12 protein-coding genes and 1 tRNA gene are annotated in these 12714 nt (G+C 69.9%); 11 read left to right on the top strand and 2 right to left on the bottom strand.

Annotation, left to right across the window (positions count from 1 at the left end):
• Window positions 1-63 precede the first annotated feature (63 nt).
• On the bottom strand, window positions 64-1023 hold the full coding sequence (locus HD596_RS07915) for a TetR/AcrR family transcriptional regulator (protein WP_185078348.1): 960 nt from the start codon (window positions 1021-1023) through the stop codon (window positions 64-66).
• 55 nt (window positions 1024-1078) lie between these two features.
• A complete protein-coding gene (locus HD596_RS07910; RefSeq protein WP_185068642.1) occupies window positions 1079-2017 on the bottom strand; it encodes an acyl-CoA desaturase in 939 nt (312 codons plus the stop codon).
• Window positions 2018-2317: 300 nt separating this feature from the next.
• On the opposite strand from HD596_RS07910, the gene HD596_RS07905 reads away from it, so the two are divergent.
• From HD596_RS07905 to HD596_RS07855, 11 genes are all read left to right on the top strand, one after another.
• Window positions 2318-2389, top strand: a tRNA-Gln gene (locus HD596_RS07905).
• 126 nt (window positions 2390-2515) lie between these two features.
• Window positions 2516-3967 (top strand): bifunctional UDP-N-acetylglucosamine diphosphorylase/glucosamine-1-phosphate N-acetyltransferase GlmU, encoded by a 1452-nt coding sequence (gene glmU, locus HD596_RS07900; protein ID WP_185068641.1) that lies wholly within the window; start codon window positions 2516-2518, stop codon window positions 3965-3967.
• Window positions 3964-4941 (top strand): ribose-phosphate diphosphokinase, encoded by a 978-nt coding sequence (locus tag HD596_RS07895; protein WP_185068640.1) that lies wholly within the window; start codon window positions 3964-3966, stop codon window positions 4939-4941. Before glmU ends, HD596_RS07895 begins: the two co-directional genes overlap by 4 nt.
• 98 nt (window positions 4942-5039) lie before the next feature.
• Window positions 5040-5654, top strand: a complete 615-nt coding sequence (locus HD596_RS07890) for a 50S ribosomal protein L25/general stress protein Ctc (protein WP_185068639.1) — start codon at window positions 5040-5042, stop codon at window positions 5652-5654.
• A gap of 64 nt (window positions 5655-5718) precedes the next feature.
• Window positions 5719-6303, top strand: coding sequence for an aminoacyl-tRNA hydrolase (gene pth, locus HD596_RS07885; protein WP_185068638.1), 585 nt, complete (start codon window positions 5719-5721; stop codon window positions 6301-6303).
• A 108-nt stretch (window positions 6304-6411) separates the two neighbouring features.
• Window positions 6412-7851, top strand: coding sequence for a sugar transferase (locus HD596_RS07880; protein ID WP_185068637.1), 1440 nt, complete (start codon window positions 6412-6414; stop codon window positions 7849-7851).
• Window positions 7851-8615, top strand: a complete 765-nt coding sequence (locus HD596_RS07875) for a 3'(2'),5'-bisphosphate nucleotidase CysQ (RefSeq protein ID WP_185068636.1) — start codon at window positions 7851-7853, stop codon at window positions 8613-8615. The genes HD596_RS07880 and HD596_RS07875 overlap by 1 nt, the downstream gene beginning before the upstream one ends.
• Before the next feature lie 19 nt (window positions 8616-8634).
• Window positions 8635-9549, top strand: a complete 915-nt coding sequence (gene cysD, locus HD596_RS07870) for a sulfate adenylyltransferase subunit CysD (protein WP_185068635.1) — start codon at window positions 8635-8637, stop codon at window positions 9547-9549.
• On the top strand, window positions 9549-10811 hold the full coding sequence (gene cysN, locus HD596_RS07865; RefSeq protein ID WP_185068634.1) for a sulfate adenylyltransferase subunit CysN: 1263 nt from the start codon (window positions 9549-9551) through the stop codon (window positions 10809-10811). The genes cysD and cysN overlap by 1 nt, the downstream gene beginning before the upstream one ends.
• Before the next feature lie 87 nt (window positions 10812-10898).
• Window positions 10899-11795 carry a sulfotransferase family protein gene (locus HD596_RS07860; RefSeq protein WP_185068633.1) on the top strand — a complete coding sequence of 299 codons (897 nt, stop codon included), beginning with the start codon at window positions 10899-10901 and terminating at the stop codon, window positions 11793-11795.
• On the top strand, window positions 11792-12682 hold the full coding sequence (locus HD596_RS07855; protein ID WP_185068632.1) for a glycosyltransferase family 2 protein: 891 nt from the start codon (window positions 11792-11794) through the stop codon (window positions 12680-12682). The genes HD596_RS07860 and HD596_RS07855 overlap by 4 nt, the downstream gene beginning before the upstream one ends.
• Window positions 12683-12714: the final 32 nt, after the last annotated feature.

Here is a 12714-nt window from a genome sequence, read left to right as displayed (position 1 = left end):
ACATCCGCCCCTTTCGCCGACGACTTTCGCATCCCGCGGCCCCGGACCGTACGGCGTCGGGGGTTACTCCGGGGGGTCTGTCTGCTCGAGGCGGGCGGCGCGTTCGGCGAGGCGGGCCTCGCGCTGGCGGATCTTCTCCTCGCGCTCCCGCGCCTTCTCCGCCTCCTTCAGCACCCGTTCCCGCTCCTTCTCGGCCTCCTTGAGCAGTCGTTCCCGCTCCTTGAGGTCCCGGACCCGCGCCTTCTCCGCCTCCTTGAACTCCCGCACCCGCGCCTTCTCCGCCTCCTTCAGCTCCTTCTCCCGCGCCTTCTCCAGCTCGCGCAGCTCCTTCTCGCTCGTGCGCGGCTTGGCGGGGACGGTGGTCGGGTCGGGGACGGAGATGGGCTGGTCGCGGGTCGCGGCGGTGATCGCCGGGTGGGGGTTGAGCCCGGTCAGGCCGTTCCAGGCCAGGTTGACGAGGTGGGCGGCGACCTCCTCGCGGCCCGGCTTGCGGACGTCGAGCCACCACTGCCCGGTCAGCGCGACCATGCCGACCAGCATCTGGGCGTACATCGGCGCGAGCTTGGGGTCGTAGCCGCGGGCGGCGAACTCGTCGGCCAGGACGTCCTCGACCTGGCTGGCGATCTCGCTGATCAGGCTCGCGAACGTGCCGGTGCCCGAGGCGGCGTGGGAGTCGCGCACCAGGATGCGGAAGCCCTCGCTGCTCTCCTCGATGTACTGGAGCAGCGCCAGCGCGGCCCGCTCCAGTTTGATCAGTGAATGGGACGCGGCCAGCGCCTCGGTGATCATGGTGAGGAGCTTCTGCATCTCGCGGTCCACGACGACCGCGTAGACGCCTTCCTTGCCGCCGAAATGCTCGTAGACCACGGGTTTCGACACCTGTGCGGTAGCTGCGATTTCCTCGATAGAGGTCCCGTCGAACCCCTTCTCCGCGAAGAGGGTGCGGCTGATGCGGATCAGCTGCTCTCTGCGCTCGCTACCGGACATGCGCCTGCGAGTTGGGGGTTCGGTCACGGTCTCCATAATGACGGCCACGGGTGCGTGGCCGTTCACCGGCAGATCTACGTGCTGATCGACGTCAGGCAATGCGCTTCGCCGCCAGCCGCTCGGGGGTCGGCCAGCGGACGTCGTACACCCAGCCCAGCTTCTCGAAGATCCGGATGAGGCCGGCGCTCAGGTCGATCTGGCCCTTGAGCGCACCGTGCCGGGCGCAGGTCGGGTCGGAGTGGTGCAGGTTGTGCCAGGACTCGCCGAACGACGGGATGGCCAGCCACCAGACGTTGCGCGACTTGTCACGCACCTGGAACTCCTCCTCGCCGAAGACGTGGCAGATGGAGTTGATCGACCAGGTCACGTGGTGCAGCAGGCCGATGCGGACGAGCGAGCCCCAGAACAGCGCGGTCAGCGCGCCCTGCCAGGACCAGGTGACGAGCCCGCCGATCACGCCGGGGAGCACGATGGAGATGAGGGCGATCGTGCCGAACCACTTGTGCAGCTTCATCACGTCGGCGTCCTTGACCAGGTCGGGAGCGTACTTCTCCCGGTTGGTCCGCTCGCTCTCGAACAGCCAGCCCATGTGGGCGTACAGGAGGCCCTTGGCCAGGGACTTGAAGCCGGGGCCGAAGCGCCACGGCGAGTGCGGGTCGCCCTCCTTGTCGGAGAACTTGTGGTGCTTGCGGTGCGTGGCCACCCAGTCGAGTACGGACATCTCCAGCGACAGGCTGCCCGCGATGCCCAGCGCGATCTTCAGCGGCCGCTTGGCCTTGAACGAGCCGTGGGTGAAGTAGCGGTGCAGCCCCACGGTCACGCCGAGCCCGGAGGCCACGTAGAAGACGAAGGAGATGACGATGTCCGACCAGCCGAGGCCCCATCCCCAGGCGAACGGGACCGCGGCCGCGATCGCGATCAGCGGGAGCCCGACGACGAGTGCGAAGATGACCAGTTCTGCCTTGGTCCTGGGCTCGGGCTCGAATTCGGGCTTCGGTGTCGGGGCGGAACGCTCGGCGACAACGGTCATGGACGACCTCCAATGGCATGTATGAGGATGTATGTCCTGGCTACGCCACCGTAACCTACGTCAGCGTAAGTAAGGAAGCCCTAAGTCGTGAATGGGCGGAACGTGAAGCTCTGAAGAGCAAGGTGGGTGGGGTTCGTGTCTTGCGCCGTTTGGGTCGGTCTGTTATACGGTCGGCGTGCCGCATACCTGACGCTACCTGGGACTTCGCGCCGGAGCCGGGTGTGGGGCGCAATTACGGGCGCGCGCCGGGGTGCGGGATCGGTATCGTAGGGATGTGTCGGACGCCACGTGTCCGATCTGTCCCGGATCGTCTAATCGGCAGGACAAGTGGTTTTGGTCCACTTTGTAGGGGTTCGAGTCCTCTTCCGGGAGCTGTGACCTGCTCCCCCGGCGAGAATGTTCGGGGTGCGTCCAGGTATCCTCACGGTGTCGGGAGGGTAGCGGTGCGGTAGACGTACCAATTGCCCTGATCCGTCCAGTCACAGGGAGCCGCAGTCCGTGAGTGTGCCGCGCCCGGCAGCCGTCATCGTCCTCGCCGCCGGCGAGGGCACCCGGATGAAGAGCCAGACCCCCAAAGTCCTGCACGAGCTATGTGGCCGTGCGCTGGTCGACCACATGCTCGCAGCCGCCCGGGACCTCGGTCCCGAGCAGCTGATCGTCGTCATCGGCCACGCGCTGGAGCGGGTCGGCGGCCATCTGGCCGCCACCAGCCCCGACGCGCGCGCCGTCGTCCAGCATGAACAGCGCGGCACCGGCCACGCGGTCCGCACCGTGCTCGAAGAGGTCGGCGTGATCTCCGGCACAGTGCTGGTCACGTACGGGGACGTGCCCCTCATGCGCCCGCGGACCCTCGCCGAGCTGCTCGAACGGCACGAGGCCGAGGGCAACGCCGTCACCGTGCTGACGGCCAACGTGCCCGATCCGACCGGCTACGGGCGGATCATCCGCGACGAGAGCGGCGCCGTGCTGGAGATCGTCGAGGAGAAGGACGCCAGCCCCGAGCAGCGCGCGATCAAGGAGATGAACTCCGGGATCTACGCCTTTGACGGCTCGCTGCTCGCCGACGCGGTCAAGCGCGTGTCCACCGACAACGCCCAGGGCGAGGAGTACCTCACCGACGTCCTGGCCATCCTGCGCGGCGACGGCCACCGGGTCGGCGCCTGCGTCGCGGGCGACTTCGTCGAGGTCGAGGGCGTCAACGACCGCGTGCAGCTCGCCGCCGCCCGCAAGGTGCTCAACCTGCGCCTGCTCGAGGACCACATGCGCGCCGGGGTGACGATCATCGACCCCGGCAGCACCTGGATCGATGTCGGCGTGCGGATCGCGCCCGACGTGGTCATCCACCCCGGCACCCAGCTCCACGGCGACACCGTGATCGAGACCGGCGCCGAGGTCGGCCCCGCCACCACGCTGACCGACACCCGCGTCGGCGAGGGCGCCGTCGTCCGCAACGCCGTCTGCGACAGCGCCGACATCGGCCCCGAGGTCAACGTCGGCCCCTACGCCTACCTCCGCCCCGGCACGGTGCTCGGCCGCAAGTCCAAGGCCGGCACGTTCGTCGAGATGAAGAACACCAAGGTCGGCGAGCGCTCCAAGGTGCCGCACCTGTCCTACGCGGGAGACGCCACGATCGGCGACGACGTCAACATCGGCGCCTCCACCGTCTTCGTCAACTACGACGGGGTCAACAAGCACCAGACGACCATCCGCGACGGGGTGTTCGTCGGCTGCGACACCATGCTCGTCGCCCCGGTCACGGTCAATGACGGGGCCTACACGGCGGCGGGTTCGGTGATCGTCGACGACGTGCCCCCCGGCGCCATCGGCGTGGCGCGTGCGCGGCAGCGCAACATCGAGAAATGGGTCTTGCGCAGGCGCGCGGGCACGAAGTCGGCCGCGGCCGCCCAGCGGGCGCTGGCCGAGCAAGAGCAGCAGGAGAGTGGCAAGTGAGTAGTATCAAACAGCCGGGCGAGAAGAACCTCATGCTCTTCTCCGGCCGGGCCTACCCTGAGCTCGCCGAGGAGGTGGCTCAGCACGTCGGCGTCTCCCTCACCCCCACCAAGCTGATCGACTTCGCCAACGGCGAGATCTACGCCCGCTATCTGGAGTCCGTACGCGGCTGCGACGCCTTCGTCATCCAGAGCCACACCGCGCCCATCAACCAGTGGATCATGGAACAGCTGATCATGGTCGACGCGCTGAAGCGGGCCTCCGCCAAGCGCATCACCGTGGTCATGCCGTTCTACGGCTACGCCCGCCAGGACAAGAAGGGCCGGGGCCGCGAGCCCATCACGGCCCGGCTGATGGCCGACATGTTCAAGACCGCGGGCGCCGACCGGCTGATGTCGATCGACCTGCACACCTCGCAGATCCAGGGCTTCTTCGACGGCCCGGTCGACCACCTGTTCGCGATGCCGGTGCTGGAGAGCTACCTCAAGAACAAGCTCGACCTGGAGAACACCACCGTCGTCTCGCCCGACACCGGCCGCGTCCGGCTGTCGGAGCGCTGGGCCGACACGCTCGGCACGCCGCTGGCGTTCATCCACAAGCGCCGCGACCTCGACGTGGCCAACCAGGTGAAGGTCAGCGAGGTCGTCGGACGGGTCCGCGGCCGCACCTGCGTGCTGATCGACGACATGATCGACACCGCGGGCACCATCTGCAAGGCCGCCGACGCCCTCTACGAGCAGGGCGCCACCAACGTGATCACCGCCGCCACCCACGCGGTCTTCTCCGACCCGGCCGTCGACCGGCTGAAGAACTCCCGGATCTCCGAGGTCATCGTCACCAACACGCTGCCGCTGGCCGAGGCCAACAGGTTCGACAAGCTGACGGTGCTGTCGATCGCGCCGCTCATCGCCCGCGCGATCACCGAGGTCTTCCAGGACGGCTCGGTCACGAGCTTGTTCGAGGGTGACACCTGACCGAGTAGACTGGGACGGTTGCGCTCGTAACGCCTTCCGCTAGGGCGGGTGAGGGGGAGCGCCGACACCCACGATCTCAAGCATCCCTAGGAGATGTCATGTCCGAAGTACGTATCGCCGCCGAGCCCCGCACCGCGTTCGGCAAGGGCGCCGCCCGCAAGATCCGCCGCGCCGACAAGGTGCCCGCCGTTCTCTACGGCCACGGCATCGAGCCCAAGCACCTGACGCTGCCCGGCCACGAGGTGCTCCTCGCGCTCCGCACGCCCAACGTGCTGATCCGCCTCAAGGGTGAGGGCGTCGACGAGCTGGCCCTGCCCAAGGGCGTGCAGCGCGACCCGATCAAGGGCTTCGTCGAGCACGTCGACCTGCTGCTCGTCAAGCGCGGCGAGAAGGTCACGGTCGAGATCCCGGTCACCACGGTCGGCGACGTCCACACCGACGGCCTGCTCGACCAGCAGCTCGTTTCCATCGCCGTCGAGGCCGAGGCCACCCACATCCCGACCGGCGTCGAGGTCGACGTCGAGGGCCTGGAGGTCGGCACCGCCATCACCGCCGCGCAGCTCACGCTGCCGAAGGGCGCCACGCTGGCCGCCGACCCCGAGGCCGTCGTGCTCCAGGTGAGCGCCAAGCCGGTCGAGGAGCCCGCGGAGGGCGAGGAGGCCGCCGAGGCCGCCGCCGAGGGCGAGACCGCCGAGGCCCCCGCCGCCGAGTAACGCGTCCGATTCGTGAACGGGGCGGCCGGACTCGAGCCGCCCCGTTCCGCTGTAAGGGGTGCAGATGGATCGCTGGCTGATCGCCGGCCTGGGCAATCCCGGGCCCGAATACGCGGGCAACAGGCACAACGCGGGCTTCATGGTGCTCGACGAGCTCGCCGCCAGGGCCGGCGGGCGGTTCAAGGCGCACAAGAGCAGGGCTGAGGTCTGCGAGACCAGCACCGCCATCCTGGCCAAGCCCCTCACCTACATGAACCTCTCCGGCGGGCCCGTCAAGGCGCTCTCCGACTTCTACAAGATCGGCCCGGAGCGGCTGATCGTCGTCCACGACGAGCTCGACGTGCCGTACGGCGCCCTCAGGGCCAAGCTCGGCGGCGGCGACAACGGTCACAACGGCCTCAAGTCGATCACCAAGGTCCTCGGCACCCGCGACTACCTGCGGGTCCGCTTTGGAATCGGGCGCCCGCCCGGCCGCATGGACCCCGCCTCCTTCGTGCTGCGGGACTTCGCCACCATGGAGCGCAAGGACCTTCCCTTCCTCGTGGACCGGGCGGCCGACGTCGTGGAGTCGCTGATGTCCCGCGGTCTCGAAGTCACCCAGAACGACTTCCACCGGTCTGATCTGCATATTTCGGGCCCACCACGCTGATCGCCACATAGGTCCGTTCGCCGGTTCCCTGCCTCTCTCGCAGCTACCATCTGTGACTGTCCGTTCAGGAATGGTCACCTGGAGGCATGCGTGCGGGGTGAGGGCTTCATGGCCGTCGTCGGACCGGGCCATGTGGCCTCCTGGCGAGTCAGCCCGCGCACGCCCACCTGGGTCCGCTCCTATCGCTTCCGCGCGGTGCTGGGCGACCTCTGCGGGGCCTGGGTGGGCTCCGGGCTCGCCTTCTACCTGCGCTTCGGCGAGCTCACGCCGTACGTGCTGCCGTACCTGCTGGTCAGCCTGGCCCTGCCGGTGGTGTGGGCGTTCGCGGTGGCGCTCAACCGCGCCTACGAGCCGCGCATGCTCGGCGTCGGCTCCGAGGAGTTCCGCCGGGTCGTGCAGTCGGGCGTCGCGCTGACCGCGGGCACCGCCATCTGCTCGTACCTGACCAAGACCGACGTCGCCCGGGGCTACGTCGTGCTCGCGCTGCCGCTGGTGACGTTGCTCACGCTGCTCCTGCGGTACGCCCTGCGCCGCTCCCTGCACCGGCGCAGGGCGGCGGGGGAGTGCATGCGCAAGGTGGTCGCCGTCGGGCACGCGGCGTCCGTCGAGGAGCTGGTGCGGCTGTTCCAGAAGGAGCGCTACCACGGCATGGACGTCGTGGCCGCCTGCCTGCCGGGGGGCGCGCCTGGCGACTTCGTGGGCGAGGTGCCGGTCGCCGGCGACCTCAGCGACGTGCCGATCGTGGTCGACCAGTTCCGCGCCGACACCGTGGCCGTGCTGGCCTGTCCCGAGATGGACGGGCAGGCGCTGCGGCGGCTGGCCTGGCGGCTGGAGCGCACCCACACCGAGCTGGTGGTCGCCCCGGCGCTGATGGACGTGGCGGGCCCGCGCACCATGATCAGACCGGCCGCCGGGCTGCCGCTCCTGCACGTGGAGCACCCCGAGCTGGGCGGGGCCAGGAAGCTGGTCAAGAACGTCTTCGACCGGCTGGTCGCCGCCGCGCTGCTGGTGCTGCTCGCGCCGCTGCTGGTGGGCCTGGCGGTGGCCGTACGCGTGACGAGCCCCGGGCCCGCGCTGTTCAGGCAGACCAGGGTCGGCAGGGACGGGAAGCTGTTCACGATCCTGAAGTTCCGCACCATGCGGCGCGGCTCCGAGCAGCAGAAGATCACCTTGGTCAGCGACCGCGACGGCGTGCTCTTCAAGATCAGGAACGATCCCCGGGTCACGCCGCTCGGCACGTGGATGCGCCGCACCTCGCTGGACGAGCTGCCGCAGCTGATCAACGTCGTGCGCGGCCACATGTCGCTCGTCGGTCCCCGGCCGCCGCTGCCGGAGGAGGTGGCGCGCTACGGCGACGACGTGCGCAGACGGCTCCTCGTACGCCCTGGGATGACCGGCCTCTGGCAGGTCAGTGGCAGATCTGACCTATCGTGGGAGGAATCCGTGCGCCTCGATCTGCGTTACGTGGAGAACTGGTCCCTCACGCTCGACCTCCAGATCCTGTGGAAGACTTGGTCGGCCGTCGCCCGCGGGCAAGGAGCTTATTGATGACGATTCGCGACGACCACTCACTTGCCGCCGATCTGGCCACCGAGGCGGGTGAGCGGCTGCTGCGCATTCGCGAGCGCACCGGGTTCGGAGACTCCTCCGCCCTGCGCGCGGAGGGCGACCGGGCCTCCCACGTCTTCCTCATGGAGTCGCTGGCCAGGCTCCGTCCCAGCGACAGCGTGCTGTCGGAGGAGGCCACCCGCGAGGAGCGGCTCGACCCGCGCCGGCTCGGCGCGTCCCGGGTGTGGATCGTGGACCCGCTCGACGGCACCCGCGAATTCTCCGAAGAGGGCAGGTCCGACTGGGCCGTGCACGTCGCGCTGTGGGAGGGCGGCACGCTGACCGCGGGCGCCGTGGCGCTGCCCGCCCAGGGCCGCACGCTGACCACCGCGCAGCCGCCCAAGCCGCCCTCCTTCGACGGGGGGCGCTTCCGCATCGCGGTGAGCCGCACCCGGCCGCCGGAGTTCGTGCAGAGGCTGGCCTACCTCGTCGGAGCCGACCTGGTCCCCATCGGGTCCGCCGGGGCGAAGATCTCGGCGGTGCTCACCGGCGAGGTCGAGGCGTACGTACACGCCGGGGGCCAGTACGAGTGGGATTCCGCCGCGCCGGTCGCCGTCGCCCAGGCCGCCGGAGCCCATGCGAGCCGCATCGACGGCTCCGAGCTGACCTACAACCAAGCCGACCCGTCACTACCGGATATCCTGGTTTCCCTACCTGAGCTAGCGACATCGCTGCTCAGCGGGATTCGGGACCTGCACCGCTAAACCGCCGGAGGAAGCTCCCATGCTCCAGCGCGACTACACGACGTCGCAGCTCGACGTGCTCGAAGCCGAAGCCATTCACATCATGCGCGAGGTGGCGGCCGAGTTCGAGCGTCCCTGTCTGCTCTTCTCCGGAGGCAAGGACTCGATCGTCATGCTCCGCATCGCGGAGAAGGCGTTCTGGCCCGCGGCCATCCCGTTCCCGCTCATGCACGTCGACACGGGCCACAACTTCGACGAGGTCATCGACTTCCGCGACCGCCGCTCCGCCGAGCTCGGCGCGCGGCTGATCGTGGCCAGCGTGCAGGACTCCATCGACGCCGGACGCGTGGTCGAGGAGACCGGGCGGCGCGCCTCGCGCAACCGCCTGCAGACCACCACGCTGCTCGACGCGATCGAGGAGCACGAGTTCGACGCGGTCTTCGGCGGCGCGCGCCGCGACGAGGAGAAGGCCCGCGCCAAGGAGCGGGTCTTCTCCTTCCGCGACGACTTCGGCCAGTGGGACCCGAAGAACCAGCGCCCCGAGCTGTGGAACCTCTACAACTCGCGCATCCGCAAGGGCGAGCACATCCGCGTCTTCCCGCTGTCCAACTGGACCGAGCTCGACGTCTGGGACTACATCAGGCGCGAGGGCATCGAGATCCCCTCCATCTACTTCGCCCACACCCGCAAGGTGTTCGAGCGCGACGGCATGCTGCTGCCCGACTCCGAGGTCGTGGCGCGGGGTGACGACGAGCCGCTGTTCGAGGCCGTGGTGCGCTACCGCACCGTGGGCGACATGACGTGCACGGGCGCCGTGCAGTCGACGGCCGCCACGGTCGAGGAGATCATCGAGGAGATAGCGGCCACCCGGATCACCGAGCGCGGGGCCACCAGGGCCGACGACCGCTCGTCCGAGGCCGCGATGGAGGACAGGAAGAGGGAAGGCTACTTCTAATGGACATTCTTCGCTTCGCCACGGCGGGAAGTGTCGATGACGGCAAGTCCACCCTCATCGGACGATTGCTCTACGACTCCAAGGCGATCTTCGAGGACCAGCTGGAGGCGGTCGAGCGCACCTCGCGCGACCGGGGCACCGAATACACCGATCTGTCGCTGCTGACCGACGGCCTGCGGGCCGAGCGGGAGCAGGGCATCACGATCGACGTGGCGTACCGCTATTTCGCGACGCCCCGGCGGAAGTTCATCATCGCCGACACGCCCGGCCACATCCAGTACACCCGGAACATGGTCACCGGCGCCTCCACGGCCGACCTGGCGATCATCCTCATCGACGCCCGCAAGGGCGTGCTGGAGCAGTCGCGGCGGCACGCGTTCCTGACCACGCTGCTGCGGGTGCCCCACCTGGTGCTGGCCGTCAACAAGATGGACCTGGTGGGCTACTCGCAGGAGCGGTTCGAGGAGATCAGGGAGGAGTTCACGGCGTTCGCGTCCAAGCTGAACGTCTCCGACCTCACCTTCATCCCGATCTCCGCGCTCAACGGCGACAACGTGGTCTCGCGCTCCGAGAACATGCCGTGGTACCTCGGCACGTCGCTGCTGCACCACCTGGAGAACGTCCACATCGCCTCCGACCGCAACCTGGTCGACGTGCGCTTCCCCGTCCAGTACGTGATCCGCCCGCAGCGGGCCACCGACCAGACCCTCCACGACTACCGCGGCTACGCGGGCCAGGTCGCGGGCGGCGTGCTCAAGCCCGGCGACGAGGTGGTGCACCTGCCCTCGGGGCTCACGACCCGCATCGCCTCGATCGACACCTACGACGGGCCGGTGGAGGAGGCGTTCCCGCCCATGTCGGTGACGCTGCGCTTCGAGGACGACCTCGACATCTCGCGTGGCGACATGATCGCCCGGCCCAACAACCAGCCGCAGGTGGCGCAGGAGCTGGAGGCGATGATCTGCTGGATGGCCGACGGGCTCAAGCTGACGCCGCGCTCCAAGCTGACGATCAAGCACACCACCCGTACGGCCCGCGCCATGGTGCGCGACCTGCACTACCGGCTCGACGTCAACACCCTGCACCGCGACGAGGAGGCCGCCTCCCTCGGCCTCAACGAGATCGGGCGGGTGTCGCTGCGGGTCACCCAGCCGCTGTTCGTGGACGACTACTCGCGTAACCGGATGACCGGCGGCTTCATCCTCGTGGACGAGGCCACCAACGGCACCGTCGGCGCCGGCATGGTCATCGACGCCCGTTAGGTAGATCTTTCCGGGTTCTCCGACCCCCGATTACTCTCCGCGATAGGGTCTTCGCGTTCCGTGTTCACGACGTGAAGGCCCTTTTTCGTGACCGACCGCGAAAGCCCCACCCGGGTCATCTACCTGGGCGGCCTCGGACGCAGTGGCACCACACTGCTGGAGCGGCTCCTGGGTGAGCTGCCGGGCGTGGTCGCGCTCGGCGAGGTCGTGCACCTCTGGGAGCGGGGCGTGCTCGCGGGGGAGTCGTGCGGGTGCGGCGTGGCCTTTCCCGACTGTCCCTTCTGGCGGCAGGTGGGGGAGCGGGCGTTCGGCGGATGGAGCCCGGAGCTGGCCGGCAAGGTCCTGACGCTGCGGCGCCGGGTCGACCGCACGCGCAGGATCGCGCGGATCGCGCATCGCGACCTGGCCGAGTACGTGCAGGCGTACCGGCTCCTGTACGAGGCCGCGGGCGCGCCGGTCGTGATCGACTCCAGCAAGCACGCGTCGCTGGCCTGCTGCCTGGTGGCCGCCGGGGTGGACGTACGGATCGTCCACGTGGTCAGGGACCCGCGCGCCGTCGCCCACTCCTGGGCCAGGACGGTGCGGCGCCCCGAGGACGGGCGGCCCATGACCCGGTGGCGGCCCGCCCACACGGCCGTCCACTGGACGGCCCAGAACGTCGCGCTCGAGCTCCTGCCGGGGCGCGGGGCGCGCGTCACCAGGGTCCGCTACGAAGACCTTCTCGCCGCGCCCGGGCCCACGCTCAGCTCCCTGGCGCTCGGCCTCGGCCTGGCGGAGCCGGAGCTGCCGTTCCTGGACGGCCGCACCGCCTGGCTCGGGCCCTCCCACACCGCCTCCGGCAACCCGATGCGCTTCCACGTGGGGCGGATCGAGCTGCGCCGGGACGACGCGTGGGTGACGGGCCTGCGGGACGGCGACCGCCGGGTGGTCGACGCCCTCACGTGGCCGCTCAGGGCCCGCTACGGCTACCGGGGGCTCGCATGACCCCCTCGGTAGGCGTCGTGATCCCGACCCGGGGCGACCGCCCGGCGCAGTTGCGCGAGGCGGTGGAGTCGGCGCTGGCCCAGGACCACCCCGGCCGCCTGTCCGTGGTCGTGGTCGCCGACGGCGCCGCCCCTGGGGAGATCGAGGCGCCGGCCCGTCACCCACGCGTCCGGGTCCTGCCGAACACGCGCACCCCGGGCCTGCCCGGCGCCCGCAACACCGGCATCGCGGCCTGCGACACCGACCTCGTCGCCTTCTGCGACGACGACGACGTGTGGCTGCCCGGCAAGCTCGCCGCCCAGACGCGGGCGCTCGGCGAGCGCGGCGGCGAGTTCGCGAGCTGCGGCATCGAGGTCGAATACGGGCACCGCCGCGTGGCCCGCCTGGCCGGGTGCGACACGGTGACGGCGGACGACCTGGTCCGCTCGCGCATGGTGATGGTCCACTCGTCGACGTTCCTGTTCGAGCGCGGCGCGCTGCGGGTGGACGAGAGCGCCCCGGGCGGCCAGAACGAGGACTGGGACCTGGCCCTGCGCGCCGCCCGCCGCCGGCCGATCACCCATGTGGACCGCCCGCTCGTCCGGGTGCGCTGGGGTGGATCCCACTATGTCGCCCGATGGGCGGACCGTATTGCCGGGCTCGACTGGATGCTCGCCCGGCACCCCGAACTGGCCGTGGACCCGCGCGGCGCGGCACGGGTCTACGGCCAGCTTGCCTTCGGCCACGCGGCGCTCGGCCACCGCCGCGAGGCCGTCCGCTGGGCCGTGCGCGCCATGGGGGCCCGGGCCGGGGAGCCGCGCGCCCCCATCGCCCTGGCGGTGGCGGCCGGCCTCATCTCCGCGCCGGCGGTTCTTTCCGCTCTTCACCGTAGGGGGCACGGCATTTGACTCGCTCGGAGACCACCACCACTCCGCACGTC

This window comes from Nonomuraea jabiensis, assembly GCF_014204795.1.
Taxonomy (GTDB): Bacteria; Actinomycetota; Actinomycetes; order Streptosporangiales; family Streptosporangiaceae; genus Nonomuraea; species Nonomuraea jabiensis.
The sequence above is the reverse complement of the archived record's forward strand: the minus strand, read 5'-3'. Positions and strand labels throughout refer to the sequence as shown.